The following is an 18272-nucleotide window of genomic DNA, read 5'->3' as shown; positions in this document are numbered from 1 at the left end:
CGGGTGCGTCACACCCCCCGTCCTCCCCTGATCGATCCCCTAGGGATTTGGGGGGCCGACCCTCAGCTCTCCGGCGGAGAGAACACGACGAGGACCCGCAGATCCTCGCTGATGTGGTGGAACTTGTGGGCCACCCCGGCCGGCACGTACACCACGCTGCCCCGCGCGACCTGTGTGGTCTCCATGCCCACGGTGATCGCCGCGCGGCCGCTGACCACGAAGTAGACCTCGTCCTGGTTGTGCGGCTGCTGAGGGTCGTGCTCGCCGGCGTTGAGCGCGTACAGACCGACCGACATGTTCCGTTCCCGCAGGAACTGGAGGTATGCGCCGTCGTTGGCGGCGCGCTCCGCCTCCAGTTCGTCCAGCCGGAATGCCTTCATCGCTAGTTGCCCGCCCTCTGCCACTGCTCGTTTCCGATCTCGTCTGCCACGATCAGACACATGAAGAATTTCGTAGTCAAGACGATCGCCAACGCGGGCGCCCTGGCGGTCGCCGTATGGCTGCTGGACAAGATCACCCTCACCGGTGACAGCACGGGCAAGAAGGTCGGCACCCTGCTGCTGGTCGCACTGATCTTCGGGCTGGTCAACGTGGTGGTGAAGCCGCTCGTGACGCTGCTCAGCCTGCCGCTGCTCGTGCTCACGCTCGGCCTGTTCACGCTGGTCGTGAACGCGCTGATGCTGCTGCTGACCTCGTGGCTCGCCGACAAGCTGGACCTGAGCTTCCATGTCGACGGCTTCTGGACCGCGGTGCTCGGCGCCTTGATCATCTCCGTGGTCTCCTGGGCGCTCAACGCGTTCCTGCCCGACGGGGACTGAGCGCCGATGACGTACCGCGTCTGTTTCGTCTGCACGGGCAACATCTGCCGCTCCCCGATGGCCGAGTCGGTCTTCCGGGAGCGGGTGGCCGAGGCCGGGCTCGACGGCCTGGTCGAGGTCGACAGCGCCGGCACCGGCGGCTGGCACGAGGGCGACCCGGCCGACCCGCGCACGGTGTCGGTGCTGGAGAGCAACGGCTACGACGGAGCCCACACCGCCCGCCAGTTCCAGCCCTCCTGGTTCGTCCGCCTCGACCTGGTCGTCGCGCTCGACGCGGGCCACCTCAAGGCGCTGCGCCGGCTCGCGCCCAGCGCGGAGGACGCGGCGAAGGTGCGGCTGCTGCGCTCGTACGACCCCGCCGCGGGCGACGACCTCGATGTGCCGGACCCCTACTACGGGGGCATGGACGGCTTCGAGGAGTGCCTGGAGATGGTCGAGGCGGCGAGCGTCGGGCTGCTCGACGCCGTGCGGGAGGCGATTCGGGGGCGGGCGGCATGAGCGGAGCCGCGCGGCCCCTCGGGGAGGGCACCCGCGCGGTGCGTGCCGGGCTGCCCGACCCGGTCAAGCACGAGCCCACCCTGCCCGGACCGGTGTTCGCGGCCCACTTCCATCTGCCCGGCGACCCGACCGGCCCGTACGCCTACGGCCGTGACGAGAACCCGACCTGGACCCGTCTGGAGCGGGCCATCGGCGAGCTGGAGGCGCCCAGCGAGGACGGAGTGCACACGCTCGCCTTCGCTTCCGGCATGGCCGCCGTCTCCTCGGTCCTGTTCTCCCAGTTGCGCGCCGGGGACACGGTCGTCCTGCCCGACGACGGCTACCAGGCACTGCCCCTGGTGCGCGAGCAGCTGGAGGCGTACGGCGTCCGGGTGCGCACCGCGCCGACCGGCGGCGACGCCCAGCTCGACGTCCTCGACGGGGCCCGCCTGTTGTGGATCGAGACGCCCTCCAATCCGGGGCTGGACGTCTGCGACATCCGGCGGCTGGCCGAGGCGGCACACGCGCGTGGCGCCCTCGTGGCCGTCGACAACACCCTCGCGACCCCGCTCGGGCAGCGCCCGCTGGAGCTCGGCGCGGACTTCTCGGTCGCGAGCGGCACCAAGCAGCTCACCGGGCACGGCGACATCCTGCTCGGCTACGTCTGCGGCCGCGACGACGCGGCGATGACCGCCGTGCGCCGCTGGCGCAAGATCGTCGGAGCGATCCCGGGGCCCATGGAGGCGTGGCTCGCGCATCGCTCCCTGGCCACGCTCCCGTTGCGGGTGGACCGGCAGGACGCCACCGCTCTCGCGGTCGCCGAGGCGCTGCGGGACTGGCCCGAGGGCCTGGACGTGCGCTATCCGGGCCTGCCGTCCGACCCCTCCCACGCGATCGCCGTACGGCAGATGCGGCGCCATGGGTGCGTGGTCTCCTTCACGTTGCCCTCACGCGCGCGTGCCGAGCGTTTTCTGGACGCGCTGCGGCTGGTGGACGACGCGACCAGTTTCGGCGGGGTGCGGTCCACGGCCGAGCGGCGCGGACGCTGGGGCGGGGACGCGGTGCCGGAGGGCTTCATCCGGCTCTCCGTGGGCGCCGAGGATCCCGAGGACCTGGTGGCCGATGTGCTGCGTGCGCTCCGGGAGTCGGCGCGGTGACCGGCTCCGGGGGAGGGCGGCTACGCCCGGGTGGGGAGCATGCTCCGTACAACGGGCGGTCCGAGCCTCCCCCCTCGTGGCTCGGACCGCCTTCGGTTCCGCGCGCGAAGAACCGCGCGAACAAGGCTAGTTGACTCTGTGTCAGTGTCCAATCACAGTAGCGACAGCGACCTATCGACTTATTTATAGTTGAGCGCGGTCGGGGGGCCGAGGGAGGGCCGAAGAGGGGAGGGTGTTGGCATGGACTTGGCCTTGCTACGCACCTTCGTGACGGTGCACAGGGCCGGTTCCTTCACGCGTGCCGCCGCGCTGCTGGGTCTGTCCCAGCCCGCGGTGACCTCCCAGATCCGCACTCTCGAACGCCAGCTGGGCCGGCCGCTCTTCCTGCGCCAGGCCCGCGGAGTGACACCGACGAGCATCGGCGACGAGCTCGCGCACAAGGCGGCCCCGCATCTGGACGCCCTGGTCGAGATCACCGAGGCCGGCCTGGACGACGAGTCCTCCTTACGGACCCTGCACCTCGCCGGACCGCCCGAGTTCACCGCCGAGCGGGCGCTGCCCGCGCTCACCGAGCTGACCGGCGAGGACGGCCAGCCGTTCGCGCTGCGGGCCTCCTTCGGCACCGCCGAGGAGACGCTGGAAGGGCTGGCCGCAGGACATCATGATCTGGCCATCAGCACCGCCCGCCCGCGCGGCGCGCTGCTCACCGCGACTGCGCTCTGCGACGAGGAGCACGTCCTGCTGGCCGCCCCGCGCTGGGCGGAGAAGATCGGCCCCCAGGCCCCGCGGCACGAGGGCGCTCGGGCGCTGGAGGACATCCCGGTCATCGAGGTGCACGAGTCACTGCCCTTCGTCTCCCGCTACTGGGCCTCCGTCTTCGACTCCCGCCCGGCCGCACCCGGCACCGTCATCGTCCCCGACCTGCGGGCGGTGCTGGCCTGTGCCGCCGCCGGGGCAGGTCTCGCGGTACTGCCCCGCTATCTGTGCGCGCCCGTACTGGAGCGCGGCGAGGTGGTCGCCCTGCACGAACCGGCCGTACCGCCGCTGCGGACGTACTTCCTGGTCGTACGCACCGGGACCCTGGCGATGCCACATGTCGCCCGGGCCCACGAGTGGCTGCTGCAGTCGGCGTCCCAATGGTGCTGACCGCGATGTTTCACGTGGAACCACCCGTGAGGTTTCACGTGGAACCAGCCGGGCCACATTTCTCCCATGACCGTCCGACCCGTGGTCAAGCGCACCGCCCGTGCCGTTCTGCTGGACGGTGACGACCTGATCCTGATCAAGCGCACCAAGCCGGGCATGGATCCCTACTGGCTCACCCCCGGCGGCGGGGTCGAGCCCACGGACGCGACCGTCGTGGACGCCCTCCATCGCGAGGTCTACGAGGAACTCGGCGCCAAGATCGTCGATGTGGTCCCCTGCTTCGTCGACACCGTCGAGCACATCGGCGAGGACGGCGGCGCGACCGGGGTGAAGGTCCAGCACTTCTTCGTCTGCCGACTGGAGTCGATGGACACCTCCCTGCGGCACGGGCCCGAAGTGGACGAGCCCATCGGCGAGTACGAGATCGTGCGGGTGCCGTTCACCCGCGTCGGCATCGCCTCGGTCCACCTCGTTCCACTGTCACTGCGGCACTATCTGGACGGCAACATCGAGGGCGTACGGGCGATGCACGCACCGGACCTGGGCTGATCCTCCGCGGCCCGGTCCGCCATGACCTGGCCAAAAGGACGTATGTCTCAGCCGAAACAGGTGGACGCCGGGGCCACCTGTCGGACAGCCTGACCTGCGTGCCGACACCTATCCCCACCGCTCTGCCCATCCGCCGCCTGACGCTCCGCGATCTCACCGCCTGCGCCGACCTGTCCGAGAACCGGGGGTGGCCCCGGGAAGAACACAAATGGGGGTTCCTCCTCACCGCGGGGCAGGGCTACGGCATCGACGACCCCGAGGGCGGGCTGGTGGCCGCCTGTGTGGTGACCCGGTACGGCCCGGCCGAGCAGCCCGACCTGGCGGCCATCGGCATGGTCCTGGTCGCCGACCGGCACGCCCGCCAGGGCGTCGGACGCCGCCTGATGCGCCATGTCGTCGAGTCCCTGGGCACCGTCCCGCTGACCCTGCACGCGACGCCGAACGGGCGGCCGCTCTATGAGGAGCTGGGCTTCAAGGCGACCGGCCGCGCCGAGATGGTCGCCGGCCGGTTCACTCCTCGGGCCGACGACCCCCAGGTCGCCACCCGCGCCGCCACCGCCGAGGACCTGCCCGCGATCCTCCGGCTCGACGAAGAGGTCTTCGGCTCCGACCGCACTCCCCTCATCACCCGGCTGCCCGCCTTCGCCGACCAACTGCGGGTCGCCGAGGAGGACGGCCGGATCACCGGGTACGCGGCCGCCTGGCCCAATATGCACACCCATGTCGTCGGCCCGCTGATCGCCCGGGACACCGAAACCGCCCAGGCTCTGATCGCTTCCCTCGCCGCCGACACCGACCGCCCGCTGCGCACCGACATCGACGTACGGCACGAGGAACTGCTGGCCTGGGTCAAGGCGCGGGGCCTGGAGTCCGTCGCCTTCAACGCGGTGATGTCGTACGGCATGGACGAGCTTCCCGGCGACTGGCAGCGCCGGTTCGCCCCGCTCACGGTGGCGGCGGGCTGAACCGTACGGACACGACGGACGCCGGTTCCTTCGGGAACCGGCGTCCGTGCTTGTGTCAGGGCGTTGCCGTCAGCGGTGCGCGAGGGCCTGCTCCCGGGCCGGGACGGCCCCGGCGACCACGGTGCCCGCCTTGCGGTCCCGGCGCTCCAGGGCGGCCGAGAGGAAGGCCAGCAGCAGCGCGGCGGCGGCGAGGGCGGCGCCGACCCAGTTGGGGGAGGTGTAGCCGAAGCCGGCCGCGATGACCATGCCGCCGAGCCAGGCGGAGAGCGCGTTGCCCAGGTTGAAGGCGCCGATGTTCACGGCGGAGGCCAGTGTCGGAGCGCCGTGCGCCTGGTCGAGGACGCGCTTCTGCAGCGGCGGGACGGTGGCGAAGCCGAGAGCGCCGATGAGGGCGATGGTGACGGCCGCGAGGACCTTGTTGTGGGCGGTGAGGGTGAACAGGGCCAGCACCACGGCCAGGGCGCCCAGGGAGACGTACAGCAGCGGCATCAGGGCGCGGTCGGCGAACCGGCCGCCGACGAGGTTGCCGCCGACCATGCCGAGCCCGAAGAGGACCAGCAGCCAGGTGACCGAGCCCTCGGCGAAGCCGGCGGCGTGGGTCATCATCGGCGCGATGTAGGTGATGGCCGCGAAGACACCGCCGAAGCCGAGGACGGTCATCGCCATCGCCAGCAGGACCTGGGTGTTCTTGAAGGCGGCCAGCTCATGGCGCAGCCGTACGCCCTCCGGCCGGGGCAGGTCGGGGACGAGCCGGGCGATACCGGCGAGGCCGACCACGCCGAGCGCGGCGACGATGCCGAAGGTGACCCGCCAGCCGACGGACTGCCCGACGAACGTGCCGAGCGGTACGCCGACGACGTTGGCGACGGTCAGACCTGTGAACATCATCGCGATGGCGCCGGCCTTCTTGTCGGGGGCGACCAGTTCGGCGGCGACGACCGAGCCGATACCGAAGAAGGCACCGTGGGCGAGGGAGGCGACGACCCGGCCGATCAGCATGACGGCGAAGGCGGGGGCGAGCGCGGACAGCAGGTTCCCGACGATGAAGAGGGCCATCAGCAGCATCAGCATCCGCTTGCGGGAGATCTTGGTGCCGAGGACCGTCATCAGCGGCGCTCCGGCCACCACGCCGAGTGCGTAGCCGGTCACCAGCAGGCCGGCCGTGGGGATGGAGACCCCGAAGTCACCGGCGACCTGGGGCAGCAAACCCATGATCACGAACTCGGTGGTTCCGATTCCGAAGGCCCCGATCGCCAGGGCCAGGAGCGCGAGCGGCATGGGGGTGCCACCTTCCAGAAGATTGCAGGAGAGCTTTACGTGCCAGAACAATACTTGCAAGCGCGTTATATTTGCAAGCGAAGGCTACCGGTCCCGCAGTCCGCGCCTAGAGTGAGCCCCATGGGAGATCTTGAAATACGCCCCGTGACCACGGACGACGTCCCGGCGATCGTCGCGATGCTCGCCGACGACCCCCTCGGGGCCCAGCGCGAGTCGCCCGACGACCTGTCCCCCTATCTGGCGGCGCTGGAACGCCTCAGCGGCGACCCCAACCAGCTCCTGAGGGTCGCCGAGCGGAGCGGGCGGATCGTGAGCACCCTCCAGCTCACAATCGTTCCCGGCCTCTCCCGCAGGGGCGCGACCCGCTCGATCATCGAGGGAGTCCGGATCCACGCCGACGAGCGCGGCAGCGGGCTGGGGACACAGCTCATCGAGTGGGCGATCGAGGAGTCCCGGCGCCAAGGCTGCTCCCTGGTCCAGCTGACCTCGGACGCCTCCCGCACGGACGCGCACCGCTTCTACGAACGACTCGGGTTCGAGGCGTCCCATGTGGGGTTCAAGCTCGCGCTGTAGACCCCGTACAGCGCCGAGGGGTGTCTGTTTCACGTGAAACAGACACCCCTCGCTCACCCACCGTCGGCTACCCGATGCCGCGCCACCCCTCCGGGTCCACACCACCGGGCACCCCGGCCCCCTCCTCGTACGGCTGACGCGTGAACACGAACGACCCGAGGTCCAGGTGGCTCACGGTCCCGTCCGGACGCCGTACGGCCCGCAGCAGCTCCCCGGCGTAATAGCCCTCAAGGCCCGTCCACGTGCCGTCCCCGTTCGCCCGGAACCGCGAGCGGCGGCCCCTGCCGGACAGCGGCTCCAAGGAGACCAGACCGTCGGCCGACACCCTCAGCGCGAAGGCATGCGTCCCCCAGTACCACTGCCCCGCCAACTCCAGTACGGCCGGATCGACTTCCGCCAGCGGCCGCCACGGCTCGGGGATGCGCGGCTCCGCCTCGGCGACGATGCGCACGAGGTCGCCGGCGATCAGGGCGGGCATCGGGCCCGAGGTGCAATTGGTGAGCACCACCGCCCCGATGTCGTCGCTCTCGCTGAAGAGCATGGTCGCCAGGAAGCCCGGCAGCGACCCCGAGTGCCCCACGAGCAGGCGGCCGTCCCAGTTGATGAGCTGCATGCCGAGCCCGTAGGCCACCCCGTCGACGACGTCCGCGGACTCGGCCGGGGCGGCCGGTGTGCGCATCTCCCGGACGCTGCTCGCGCTGAGCACCTGGTCGTCACCGCGCAGCAGGAAGACCGCGAACCGCGCCAAGTCGGCGGTGGTGGACCACAGTTGACCGGCCGGGGCCATCAATCCGAGGTCTTCGGCGGGCTCCGGGAGCATCGCGTCGGCCCAGGGGTGCACCGCCCAGCCACCGGCATGCGGCGCTTGCGGCTGCCCGCTGGTCCGGTTCAGGCCCAGGGGTTCGAGTACTTCCCTGCGCAGGATGTCCTCCCAGGGCTTTCCGCGCAGCTTCTCCACGAGCGAGCCCAGCAGGGTGTAGCCGGGGTTGGAGTAGTGGTGACGGCGGCCGACGGGGTGCAGGAGCGGCTGTTCACCCAGGACGTCGGAGAGTTCGGGGCGCAGCGACCCGGGCGTCCGCTCCCACCACGGCCCGGGGGACTCGGCGGCCAGTCCGCCGGTGTGGGCGAGGAGTTCGGCGATGGTGGCCTCCCCCGCGCCGGTGCCCGGCAGATGCTTCTCCAGTGGGTCCCCGAGGTCGAGCAGTCCCTCGTCGCGCAGACGCAGCACCAGAACGGCCGTGAAGGTCTTGGTGATCGAACCGATCCTGTACTGCACATACTCGTCCGGCACCTCCCCGTCCACACAGCTGCGGGCGCCGTGCCACACCGTGCGCCCGTCCCGTACGACGGCCGCGACCAGTGAAGGCGTACGCCCCTCGGACTGGGCCACGGCGATCCGGTGCAGCAATGCCCGCCGGGTACCCGGCAGCAACTCTTCCTGAGGTGTCGTCATTGCCCCAGTCCACCCCGAGGAGCCCCGGGGAGTCGAGCGCATATCGCCGGGGCGGAGGGATCAGGTCTGTGCCATGTCGACGAAGCGCGAGTAGTGGCCCTGGAAGGCGACCGTGATCGTCGCGGTGGGGCCGTTACGGTGCTTGCCCACGATGATGTCGGCCTCGCCCGCGCGCGGTGACTCCTTCTCGTAGGCGTCCTCGCGGTGCAGCAGGATCACCATGTCGGCGTCCTGCTCGATGGAGCCGGACTCACGCAGGTCGGACACCATCGGCTTCTTGTCCGTGCGCTGCTCGGGACCACGGTTCAGCTGGGAGAGCGCGATCACCGGCACCTCCAGCTCCTTCGCCAGGAGCTTGAGGTTGCGGGACATGTCCGAGACCTCCTGCTGACGGCTCTCGGACCGCTTGGAACCGCCCGACTGCATCAGCTGGAGGTAGTCGATGATCACCAGCTTGATGTCGTTGCGCTGCTTGAGCCGGCGGCACTTGGCGCGGATCTCCATCATCGACAGGTTCGGGGAGTCGTCGATGTAGAGCGGCGCGGCCGAGACCTCGGGCATCCGGCGGGCCAGCCGGGTCCAGTCCTCGTCCGTCATGGTGCCCGACCGCATGTGGTGCAGGGCCACCCGGGCCTCGGCGGAGAGCAGACGCATCGCGATCTCGTTGCGCCCCATTTCCAGGGAGAAGATGACGCTCGCCAGGTTGTGCTTGATGGAGGCCGCCCGCGCGAAGTCCAGCGCCAGCGTGGACTTGCCCATGGCGGGACGGGCCGCGATGACGATCATCTGGCCCGGGTGCAGTCCGTTGGTGAGCGAGTCGAGGTCCGAGAACCCGGTGGGCACACCTGTCATCTCGCCCGTGCGGGAGCCGATCGCCTCGATCTCGTCGAGCGCGCCCTCCATGATGTCGCCGAGCGGCAGGTAGTCCTCGCTGGTGCGCTGCTCGGTGACCGCGTAGATCTCGGCCTGGGCCCGGTTGACGATCTCGTCGACGTCGTCGTCGGCCGCGTATCCCATCTGCGTGATCCGCGTGCCCGCCTCGACCAGACGGCGCAGGACGGCCCGCTCGTGGACGATCTCCGCGTAGTACTCGGCGTTCGCAGCCGTCGGGACCGTCTGGACGAGGGTGTGGAGGTAGGCCGCGCCACCGACCTTGTTGATCTCACCGCGCTTGGTCAGCTCGGCGGCGATGGTGATCGGGTCGGCCGGCTCGCCCTTGGCGTAGACGTCGAGGATCGCCTGGAAGATCTTCTCGTGTGCGGGCTTGTAGAAGTCGTGGCCCTTGAGGATCTCGACGACGTCCGCGATGGCGTCCTTGGACAGCAGCATGCCGCCGAGGACGGACTGCTCGGCATCGAGGTCCTGGGGCGGCACGCGCTCGAACGCGGAGCCCCCGCCGTCCCACTCGCTGCTCTCCCGGCCGCGGTCGTGCTGCTCGTCGCGGCCTCGGCCACCGTCACCGCGGCGACGGGACGCAGGCAGACGATCGCTGGGCCCGCTGTCGGCCCACGGGTCGTCCAAGGGCTCGGAAATGCTCACCGAGCCACCTCCTCCCGTCCGCCGAGCGGACCTTCGCGTGCCCCTCTGTTGTACGGCACGCCACTGACAAATAAGAGGCCCAACTCCGGTTCTGGCGCGTCGGTTTTGTGGTGTTTTCTCGACCGACGGACGGAGCGGGCGCCGGACTACGGTAGGCCCCTCGGCGACGTCAGCCAATCTGGTTATCCACAGGCCATGTGGACGACGGCCCAGATGCTGTGGACAACTCCGCGAAACCTGTGCACGACTCGGTGGACAGCCCTGTGAACAAGCCGCGCCTCTTTCTGAAACAGCCGCTCTGACCTGCACTTTCCCCATCCACCGGCTGTGCAGAAGAAAAACTTCCCCAGTCGGCCCAAGATCGCTTCGAACGGTGCGCGAAAGCACACACCCCGAGACGACCTGTAATGGTCACATGCCAATTGCATCTCTTACCTGTGGACGATTAGATTGGTGCTCATGACACAGGCTCCCGCGACCCCCAAGGCGGTCCGCCGTCGGCATGATCGAGAGATCATCACGCTGGCCGTCCCGGCCTTCGGCGCACTGGTCGCCGAGCCCCTGTTCGTCCTCGCCGACAGCGCCATCGTCGGCCATCTCGGCACCGCCCAGCTCGCCGGACTCGGTGTCGCCTCCGCGCTCCTGATGACCGCGGTGAGCGTCTTCGTCTTCCTCGCCTACGCCACCACCGCGGCCGTCGCCCGCCGGGTCGGCGCGGACGACCTCCCGGCCGCCATCCGTCAGGGCATGGACGGCATCTGGCTGGCCCTCATCCTCGGTGCCGTCGTCGTCGCGGCCGTCCTGCCCACGGCGCCGTCCCTGGTGGAACTCTTCGGCGCCTCCGACACTGCGGCCCCCTACGCCACCACCTATCTGCGCATCTCAACCCTCGGCATACCGGCGATGCTCGTCGTCCTCGCCGCCACAGGCGTCCTCCGCGGCCTCCAGGACACCCGGACCCCGCTCTACGTCGCCGTCGCGGGCTTCGTCGCCAACGCCGCGCTGAACGCCTTCCTCGTCTACGGCGTCGACCTCGGCATCGCGGGCTCCGCCTGGGGCACCGTCCTGGCCCAGTGCGGCATGGCGGTCGCCTACCTCGTGGTCGTCGTACGCGGCGCCCGCAGGCACGGCGCCTCGCTGCGCCCCGACGCCGCCGGGATCAGAGCCTGTGCCCAGGCGGGCGTTCCCCTGCTGGTCCGTACGCTCTCCCTGCGCGCGATCCTGATGATCGCCACAGCCGTCGCGGCCCGCCTGGGCGACTCCGACATCGCCGCCCACCAGATCATCCTGTCCCTGTGGAGCCTGCTGGCCTTCGCCCTGGACGCCATCGCCATCGCGGGCCAGGCCATCATCGGCCGCTATCTGGGCGCCGACGACACCGAGGGCGCCCGCCAGGCATGCCGACGCATGGTGGAGTGGGGCATCGCTGTCGGCGTCGCTCTCGGCCTGCTCGTCGTCATCTCCCGGCCCCTGCTGCTGCCGCTGTTCACCAGCGACACCGGCGTCCAGGAAACGGCCCTGCCCGCGCTGGTGATCGTGGCCCTCTCCCAGCCGATCGCGGGAGTGGTCTTCACCCTGGACGGCGTCCTCATGGGCGCCGGCGACGGCCCCTATCTGGCCTGGGCGATGCTCCTCACCCTGGCCGTCTTCACTCCGGTCGCCCTGCTCGTCCCGGCACTGGGCGGCGGGCTGACGGCGCTCTGGGCTGCCATGACGCTGATGATGACGGTCCGCCTGCTGACCCTGTGGCTGCGTGCCCGCTCGGGCCGCTGGCTGGTGACGGGCGCGACCCGCTGACCGTTTCACGTGAAACACGCGAGGCCCGGAAGGTCGGTGTTTCACGTGAAACACCGAGGCGGGCTCAGCGCCCACACACACCGAGACAGCGAGAAGGGGCCGCACCCAACGGGTACGGCCCCTTCTCTCAGCTCTTCAAGCCGAACAGCTTCAAGCCGAGCGCGGTGATCAGGCCGCGACAACCTCGATGGTGACCTTGGCGGCAACCTCGGGGTGCAGACGCACGGACGTCTCGTGGGCGCCCAGGGTCTTGATCGGAGCGGTCAGCTCGATGCGACGCTTGTCGACCTCGGGGCCACCGGACGCCTTGATCGCCGAGGCGATGTCGGCCGGGGTGACGGAACCGAAGAGACGACCGGAGTCGCCGGAGCGGACGGCCAGGCGGACCTTGACGCCCTCAAGCTGGGCCTTGACCTGGTTGGCCTGCTCGATGGTCTGGATCTCGTGGATCTTGCGAGCACGACGGATCTGCTCGACGTCCTTCTCGCCACCCTTGGTCCAACGGATCGCGAAGTTCCGCGGGATCAGGTAGTTGCGAGCGTAACCGTCCTTGACGTCGACGACGTCGCCCGCGGCGCCGAGGCCGGAGACCTCGTGGGTGAGGATGATCTTCATGTGTCGGTCACCCTTCCCTTATCGCGCGGTGGAGGTGTAGGGCAGCAGCGCCATCTCACGGCTGTTCTTCACGGCCGTGGCGACGTCACGCTGGTGCTGCGTGCAGTTGCCGGTCACGCGGCGGGCACGGATCTTGCCGCGGTCGGAAATGAACTTCCGCAGCATGTTCGTGTCCTTGTAGTCCACGTACGTGACCTTGTCCTTGCAGAAAGCGCAGACCTTCTTCTTCGGCTTGCGCACAGGCGGCTTCGCCATGGTGTATCTCCTGTGTGATCAAGAAGTTGGGGTTACGACCCGCCCTCGACCAGGGGCACGAGGCCCTAGGTCCTAGAAGGGGGGCTCGTCCGAGTAGCCGCCGCCACCGCCGCCGGAGTTTCCACCCCAGCCACCGCCGCCACCCTGCTGGCCACCGGCGGGAGCACCGGTCGCCCACGGGTCGTCGGCGGGAGCGCCGCCGCCCTGCTGGCCACCGCCGGGGCCGCCGCCCCAGCCGCCGCCGGCCTGACCGCCACCGCCGCCGAAGCCACCGCCCTGGCCGCCGCGGCCGGAGGTCTTGGTGACCTTCGCCGTGGCATTGCGCAGGCTGGCGCCGACTTCCTCGACGTCCAGCTCGTAGACCGTGCGCTTGACGCCCTCACGGTCCTCGTAGGACCGCTGCTTCAGCCGGCCCTGCACGATGACGCGCATGCCTCGCTGGAGCGACTCGGCGACGTTCTCCGCCGCCTGACGCCAGACCGAGCAGGTCAGGAACAGGCTCTCGCCGTCCTTCCACTCATTGGTCTGACGGTCGAAGGTGCGAGGGGTGGACGCGACGCGGAACTTCGCGACCGCCGCACCGGACGGGGTGAAGCGCAGCTCGGGGTCGTCGACAAGATTGCCGACGACCGTGATGACGGTCTCGCCTGCCATGGGGGAACCTCTCGGCGGGTTTGCTGCTGGCTGCTTGCTGCTACTCGAATCCCGAGATCAGCTGAGCTGGAGAGCTCAGTGGGTCTCGGGGCGGAGGACCTTGGTCCGGAGGACCGACTCGTTCAGGTTCATCTGGCGGTCGAGCTCCTTGACGACCGCAGGCTCGGCCTGCAGGTCGATGACCGAGTAGATGCCCTCGGGCTTCTTCTTGATCTCGTACGCGAGACGACGACGGCCCCAGGTGTCGACCTTCTCCACCTTGCCGTTGCCCTCACGGACGACGGAGAGGAAGTTCTCGATCAGGGGGGCGACAGCGCGCTCCTCCAGATCGGGGTCGAGGATGACCATCACCTCGTAGTGACGCATGTGGAACCCACCTCCTTTGGACTCAGCGGCCACGGTCGTTCCGTGGCAGGAGGGTTGTGATGCGTACGCAACGGTATCGGCCACCACTGACAATCGGGGTCCCCTCTCGGGAACCCCTCGTCCTGGTGTGGGCAGACACCGCTGCAGACGGTACAGAGTACCTGCACACCCGCTTCCGGTTGAAATCCGGCCGTGAGAGCCGACAATCTGGATACATCGGGTGTGTATGGCGCTACGATGCGCCGTCTTCCGCAGGAGGTGCCACATGGCACAGGCAATGCGACCCAACACCGCCGGAGGCCTCTTCGCCACGGACGGAAAGCCCCATCCCATCCAGGACACGCTGCTCGCGGTGACCCTGGTCATGGGCATCACGGCCTTCGTCACAGCGATGTTCGACGACCTGCATCTGGTCAGCTCGTGGACCGGCCTGGTGGGCATCCTCACCGGCGCCTACGGCCAGTGGATCTCGGAGACGACGCGGGAGCGCTTCGGTCTGATCCTGGGTCTGGGTGCCTCGGCGTTCGGCTTCTTCCTGGGGATGGCGCATGGCGGGCTCTTCGGCGGGGTCGTCGGCTGACACCCGTGGGGACCGTCCGCGGCTCCCTGTGACACCTCCCAGCAGCGCCCCGGCGGCCCACAGGCCGGGGCGCGGGGTCCGTACGCCCGATCGGGCCGCTTGCGGGGCGCAGTAGGCTTCCGGGCTAGAGCCGGAGCCCCTGACCGCATGGGGACACACCAGCCCGAGGAGCGCCCCGAATGAGCCTGACCCTGAGGACGATCAGTCGCGAGCAGCATCTGGCGTACATCCAGAGCCTGCCGGCGGCGAGCCACATGCAGGTCCCGGCCTGGGCCGACGTCAAGGCGGAGTGGCGCTCCGAGAACCTCGGGTGGTTCGACGACCGTACCGGCGAGATGGTCGGCGCGGGCCTGGTGCTCTATCGGCAGCTCCCCAAGATCAAGCGCTACCTCGCCTATCTGCCCGAGGGCCCGGTCATCAACTGGTTCGCGCCAAATCTGACGGACTGGCTGGAACCGATGCTCGCGCACCTGAAGCAGCAAGGTGCCTTCTCCGTGAAGATGGGCCCGCCGGTGATCATCCGCCGCTGGGAGGCGGCCTCCATCAAGGCGGGCATCCAGAACCCCGATGTGAAGCGGCTGCGCGACATCGAGGCCGACTTCATCGAGCCGCGCGCCTTCGAGGTCGCCGACAAGCTCCGTCGTATGGGCTGGCAGCAGGGCGAGGACGGCGGCGCCGGCTTCGGCGACGTCCAGCCCCGCTATGTCTTCCAGGTGCCGCTCGCCAACCGCTCGCTGGAAGAGGTGCACAAGAACTTCAACCAGCTGTGGCGCCGCAACATCAAGAAGGCCGAGAAGGCCGGTGTCGAGGTCGTCCAGGGCGGTTACCACGACCTGGAGGAGTGGCAGCGGCTGTACGAGATCACGGCCGTGCGCGACCACTTCCGGCCCCGCCCGCTGGCCTACTTCCAGCGCATGTGGACGGCCCTCAACACCGAGGACCCCAACCGCATGCGGCTGTACTTCGCCCGGCACAACGGGGTGAACCTGTCGGCAGCGACGATGCTGATCGTCGGCGGGCACGTCTGGTACTCCTACGGCGCCTCCGACAACATCGGCCGCGAGGTCCGGCCCTCGAACGCGATGCAGTGGCGGATGCTGCGCGACGCCTACGCGCTCGGCGCGACCGTCTACGACCTGCGGGGCATCTCCGACTCGCTGGACGAGTCCGACCACCTCTTCGGTCTGATCCAGTTCAAGGTGGGCACCGGCGGCCAGGCCGCCGAGTACCTCGGCGAGTGGGACTTCCCGCTGAACAAGCTGCTTCACAAGGCGCTCGACATCTACATGTCGCGTCGCTGAGCCCCGGGCATTTGCTTCGATAGCTTCCATACCTCTGATACACCGCAGCCACCAGAAAGGTTCCAGGTCCGGCCATGGCGCTCACGCTCTACGTCGACACCGCGCGCTGGCGGGCGCACCACAAGCACGTGCAGGAGCAGTTCCCGGGCCTGGTCCCGGTCTGCAAGGGCAACGGCTACGGCTTCGGGCACGAGCGGCTGGCGGAAGAGGCCACCCGCCTCGGCTCGGACATCCTCGCCGTGGGCACCACGTACGAGGCCGCGCGCATCAAGGACTGGTTCAGCGGCGACCTGCTGGTGCTGACGCCGTACCGGCGGGGCGAGGAGCCGGTGCCGCTGCCCGACCGGGTCATCCGCTCGGTGTCCTCGGTCGACGGCGTGTACGGCCTCGTGGGCGCCCGGGTGGTCATCGAGGTGATGTCCTCGATGAAGCGGCACGGCGTGAGCGAGCAGGACCTGCCTCAGCTGCACGCGGCCATAGAGAACGTGCGGCTGGAGGGCTTCGCCATCCACCTGCCGCTGGACCGCACCGACGGCTCGGACGCCGTCGAGGAGGTCATCGGCTGGATGGACCGGCTGCGCGCGGCCCGGCTGCCGCTGCACACCATGTTCGTCAGCCACCTCAAGGCCGAGGAACTCGCGCGTCTGCAGCAGCAGTTCCCGCAGACCCGGTTCCGCGCCCGTATCGGCACCCGGCTGTGGCTGGGCGACCACGAGGCCACCGAGTACCGCGGCGCCGTCCTGGACGTCACGCGCGTCGCCAAGGGCGACCGGTTCGGCTACCGGCAGCAGAAGGCGGCCTCGGACGGCTTCCTGGTCGTCGTGGCGGGCGGAACGTCGCACGGTGTGGGTCTGGAGGCCCCGAAGGCCCTGCACGGCGTCATGCCGCGCGCCAAGGGCGTCGCCCGCGCCGGTCTCGCCACCGTCAACCGGAACCTTTCTCCGTTCGTCTGGGGCGGCAAGCAGCGCTGGTTCGCGGAGCCGCCGCACATGCAGGTCTCGATCCTCTTCGTACCGGCCGACGCGCCGGAGCCGAAGGTCGGTGACGAGCTGGTGGCCCATCTGCGTCACACCACCACGCAGTTCGACCGTCTCGTCGACCGCTGAGCCGACTGCGCCTGAGCAACACAAAGGCCGTGCACGGGTTTTCCCGCGCACGGCCTTTTCCTTGACGTGGCCCCCCGGGAGCCGTTCGCTCAGAGCGAACGCCCGTCCGGTCCCGAGGCACCCCACTCCACCTGTGGCTTCTCGAAGGGGACCGCGCGCTGGTGCGGATACCCCCCGGCGCCGAGCACGAAGACGTCCGGCGCCTGGTCGAGCACCCCGCCCGAGGGATCGTCGTCGCCCGCCTTGCGTACCGGGTCGCGCTCGGGCAGGAAGATGTCGCGGACGACCATGGCGCACAGGTAGAGCGTGCCGAGCAGATGCACGCCGATCGCCCAGTGGTAGCCGTCGGTCGGCAGCCCCTTGTGGGCGTCACCGCTGGTCGTGTAGGCGAGGTACATCCAGATACCGAGGAAGTAGATCACCTCGCACGCCTGCCAGATCAGGAAGTCGCGCCACTTGGGCCGGGCCAGCGCCGCCAGCGGGATCAGCCAGAGTACGTACTGCGGCGAGTAGACCTTGTTGGTGAGGATGAACGCCGCGACGAGCAGGAAGGCGAGCTGGGCGAAGCGCGGCCGGCGCGGAGCGGTCAGCGTCAGCGCGGCGACACCGACGCAGCACAGCAGCATCAGCAGCGTCGCCAGAGTGTTGACCGTGTCGGTGCTGAGCGGGTCACTGGAGTTCTGCGCCATGATCAGCCAGAAGGACCCGAAGTCCACGCCGCGTTCCTTGCTGAACCGGTAGAACTTCGACCAGCCTTCGAAGGCGGGCACCATCACCGGACCGTTCACGATCACCCAGGCGGCCGCAGTACCGCCCAGGGCCCTGCCGAAGTCCCGCCACTTTCCCGCCCGCCAGCACAGCACGAACAGGGCACCCAGCAGCAGGACGGGATAGAGCTTGGCGGCCGTGGCGAGGCCCAGGAGGATGCCGAAGGCCAGGGAGCGGCCCCGGGACCACATCAGCATCGCGGCGGCCGTCAGAGCGACGGCCAACAGGTCCCAGTTGATGGTCGCGGTGAGGGCGAAGGCCGGTGCCAGCGCGACCAGCAGTCCGTCCCAGGGGCGCCGGGCGTGCGTACGGGTCACGCAGACGGCGATGACGGCCGCGCAGGCCATCAGCATCCCCGCGTTCACGAACCAGTACCACTGCCCCTGGGCCTGGGCGCTGCCGTCGTCCGGGGTGAGCCAGGAGGCGACCTCCATGAAGACACCGGTGAGCACCGGGTACTCCAGGTACTCCATGTCGCCGGGGAGCCGGTCGAAGTACGGCACGAGACCGTCGGCGAAACCGCGCCCCTGGTACAGGTGCGGAATGTCGGAGTAGCAGGCGTGCGTGTACTGCGAGCCGGCGCCGTAGAACCAGCCCCCGTTGTAGCAGGGGGCCTTCTGGACCAGGCCGAGGGCGAACATGCCGATCGCCACGAGCGAGATGATCCGTACCGGTGTCCACCACGACGTGCCCACCAGGGCAAACCGTCCGAGCGGACCGCCGATCAGCTCACTGCCGCTGCGTGCCACCTCGTCGTCCTTCGTCGGCCGCACGGGGTCCGGCTCGTGCACGCTCGATTGCGTCGTCTCTGCACTGGGCATGGGGCACATCCTGCCGTACAAGCCTGGGAACACGCCGAGGGCCGCCGCACCTGA

20 protein-coding genes are annotated in these 18272 nt (G+C 69.6%); 11 read left to right on the top strand and 9 right to left on the bottom strand.

Features of this window, described 5'->3' with window-relative positions; translation table 11 throughout:
- Positions 1 to 62 precede the first annotated feature (62 nt).
- A complete protein-coding gene (locus ACZ7L7_RS16345; RefSeq protein WP_093722668.1) occupies positions 63 to 380 on the bottom strand; it encodes a cupin domain-containing protein in 318 nt (105 codons plus the stop codon).
- A gap of 60 nt (positions 381 to 440) precedes the next feature.
- On the opposite strand from ACZ7L7_RS16345, the gene ACZ7L7_RS16340 reads away from it, so the two are divergent.
- From ACZ7L7_RS16340 to ACZ7L7_RS16315, 6 genes are all read left to right on the top strand, one after another.
- Entirely contained in the window at positions 441 to 818 is a 378-nt protein-coding gene (locus ACZ7L7_RS16340; protein ID WP_285514466.1) for a phage holin family protein, read from the top strand.
- Between the two features lie 6 nt (positions 819 to 824).
- The gene (locus ACZ7L7_RS16335; protein WP_285514465.1) at positions 825 to 1316 is read left to right on the top strand and encodes a low molecular weight protein-tyrosine-phosphatase; all 492 of its coding nucleotides are present in this window, start codon (positions 825 to 827) and stop codon (positions 1314 to 1316) included.
- On the top strand, positions 1313 to 2452 hold the full coding sequence (locus tag ACZ7L7_RS16330) for a cystathionine gamma-lyase (RefSeq protein WP_285514464.1): 1140 nt from the start codon (positions 1313 to 1315) through the stop codon (positions 2450 to 2452). The genes ACZ7L7_RS16335 and ACZ7L7_RS16330 overlap by 4 nt, the downstream gene beginning before the upstream one ends.
- A 240-nt stretch (positions 2453 to 2692) precedes the next feature.
- On the top strand, positions 2693 to 3598 hold the full coding sequence (locus ACZ7L7_RS16325; RefSeq protein ID WP_285514463.1) for a LysR family transcriptional regulator: 906 nt from the start codon (positions 2693 to 2695) through the stop codon (positions 3596 to 3598).
- Positions 3599 to 3664: 66 nt separating this feature from the next.
- Positions 3665 to 4147, top strand: a complete 483-nt coding sequence (locus ACZ7L7_RS16320; RefSeq protein ID WP_285514462.1) for an NUDIX domain-containing protein — start codon at positions 3665 to 3667, stop codon at positions 4145 to 4147.
- A gap of 98 nt (positions 4148 to 4245) precedes the next feature.
- On the top strand, positions 4246 to 5112 hold the full coding sequence (locus tag ACZ7L7_RS16315; protein ID WP_472076174.1) for a GNAT family N-acetyltransferase: 867 nt from the start codon (positions 4246 to 4248) through the stop codon (positions 5110 to 5112).
- 69 nt (positions 5113 to 5181) lie between these two features.
- On the opposite strand, the gene ACZ7L7_RS16310 is transcribed toward ACZ7L7_RS16315, so the two are convergent.
- Positions 5182 to 6390 carry an MFS transporter gene (locus tag ACZ7L7_RS16310; protein WP_285514460.1) on the bottom strand — a complete coding sequence of 403 codons (1209 nt, stop codon included), beginning with the start codon at positions 6388 to 6390 and terminating at the stop codon, positions 5182 to 5184.
- A 120-nt stretch (positions 6391 to 6510) separates the two neighbouring features.
- On the opposite strand from ACZ7L7_RS16310, the gene ACZ7L7_RS16305 reads away from it, so the two are divergent.
- Positions 6511 to 6963, top strand: a complete 453-nt coding sequence (locus tag ACZ7L7_RS16305) for a GNAT family N-acetyltransferase (RefSeq protein ID WP_453600003.1) — start codon at positions 6511 to 6513, stop codon at positions 6961 to 6963.
- A 67-nt stretch (positions 6964 to 7030) separates the two neighbouring features.
- On the opposite strand, the gene ACZ7L7_RS16300 is transcribed toward ACZ7L7_RS16305, so the two are convergent.
- Both ACZ7L7_RS16300 and dnaB read right to left on the bottom strand, forming a co-directional pair.
- Complete coding sequence (locus tag ACZ7L7_RS16300; RefSeq protein WP_471432701.1) at positions 7031 to 8416, bottom strand: serine hydrolase domain-containing protein; 1386 nt, start codon at positions 8414 to 8416, stop codon at positions 7031 to 7033.
- 60 nt (positions 8417 to 8476) lie between these two features.
- Positions 8477 to 9955 carry a replicative DNA helicase gene (dnaB, locus tag ACZ7L7_RS16295; RefSeq protein ID WP_285514457.1) on the bottom strand — a complete coding sequence of 493 codons (1479 nt, stop codon included), beginning with the start codon at positions 9953 to 9955 and terminating at the stop codon, positions 8477 to 8479.
- 459 nt (positions 9956 to 10414) lie between these two features.
- On the opposite strand from dnaB, the gene ACZ7L7_RS16290 reads away from it, so the two are divergent.
- Positions 10415 to 11752, top strand: coding sequence for an MATE family efflux transporter (locus ACZ7L7_RS16290; protein WP_285514456.1), 1338 nt, complete (start codon positions 10415 to 10417; stop codon positions 11750 to 11752).
- A 168-nt stretch (positions 11753 to 11920) separates the two neighbouring features.
- On the opposite strand, the gene rplI is transcribed toward ACZ7L7_RS16290, so the two are convergent.
- From rplI to rpsF, 4 genes are all read right to left on the bottom strand, one after another.
- Complete coding sequence (gene rplI, locus ACZ7L7_RS16285; protein WP_285514455.1) at positions 11921 to 12367, bottom strand: 50S ribosomal protein L9; 447 nt, start codon at positions 12365 to 12367, stop codon at positions 11921 to 11923.
- A gap of 18 nt (positions 12368 to 12385) precedes the next feature.
- Positions 12386 to 12622 (bottom strand): 30S ribosomal protein S18, encoded by a 237-nt coding sequence (gene rpsR / locus ACZ7L7_RS16280; protein ID WP_003949403.1) that lies wholly within the window; start codon positions 12620 to 12622, stop codon positions 12386 to 12388.
- 72 nt (positions 12623 to 12694) lie between these two features.
- On the bottom strand, positions 12695 to 13276 hold the full coding sequence (locus tag ACZ7L7_RS16275; protein ID WP_285514454.1) for a single-stranded DNA-binding protein: 582 nt from the start codon (positions 13274 to 13276) through the stop codon (positions 12695 to 12697).
- A gap of 75 nt (positions 13277 to 13351) precedes the next feature.
- On the bottom strand, positions 13352 to 13642 hold the full coding sequence (gene rpsF / locus ACZ7L7_RS16270) for a 30S ribosomal protein S6 (RefSeq protein WP_003956532.1): 291 nt from the start codon (positions 13640 to 13642) through the stop codon (positions 13352 to 13354).
- A gap of 265 nt (positions 13643 to 13907) precedes the next feature.
- On the opposite strand from rpsF, the gene ACZ7L7_RS16265 reads away from it, so the two are divergent.
- From ACZ7L7_RS16265 to ACZ7L7_RS16255, 3 genes are all read left to right on the top strand, one after another.
- On the top strand, positions 13908 to 14222 hold the full coding sequence (locus tag ACZ7L7_RS16265) for a hypothetical protein (protein ID WP_093725089.1): 315 nt from the start codon (positions 13908 to 13910) through the stop codon (positions 14220 to 14222).
- A gap of 179 nt (positions 14223 to 14401) precedes the next feature.
- A complete protein-coding gene (gene femX, locus ACZ7L7_RS16260) occupies positions 14402 to 15523 on the top strand; it encodes a peptidoglycan bridge formation glycyltransferase FemX (RefSeq protein WP_285514453.1) in 1122 nt (373 codons plus the stop codon).
- A gap of 74 nt (positions 15524 to 15597) precedes the next feature.
- A complete protein-coding gene (locus tag ACZ7L7_RS16255; RefSeq protein ID WP_285514452.1) occupies positions 15598 to 16629 on the top strand; it encodes an alanine racemase in 1032 nt (343 codons plus the stop codon).
- An 89-nt stretch (positions 16630 to 16718) separates the two neighbouring features.
- On the opposite strand, the gene ACZ7L7_RS16250 is transcribed toward ACZ7L7_RS16255, so the two are convergent.
- Positions 16719 to 18218, bottom strand: coding sequence for a glycosyltransferase family 87 protein (locus tag ACZ7L7_RS16250; protein ID WP_285514451.1), 1500 nt, complete (start codon positions 18216 to 18218; stop codon positions 16719 to 16721).
- Positions 18219 to 18272: the final 54 nt, after the last annotated feature.

It is taken from the genome of Streptomyces sp. NPDC110618, from assembly GCF_055657065.1.
The sequence above is the reverse complement of the archived record's forward strand: the minus strand, read 5'-3'. Positions and strand labels throughout refer to the sequence as shown.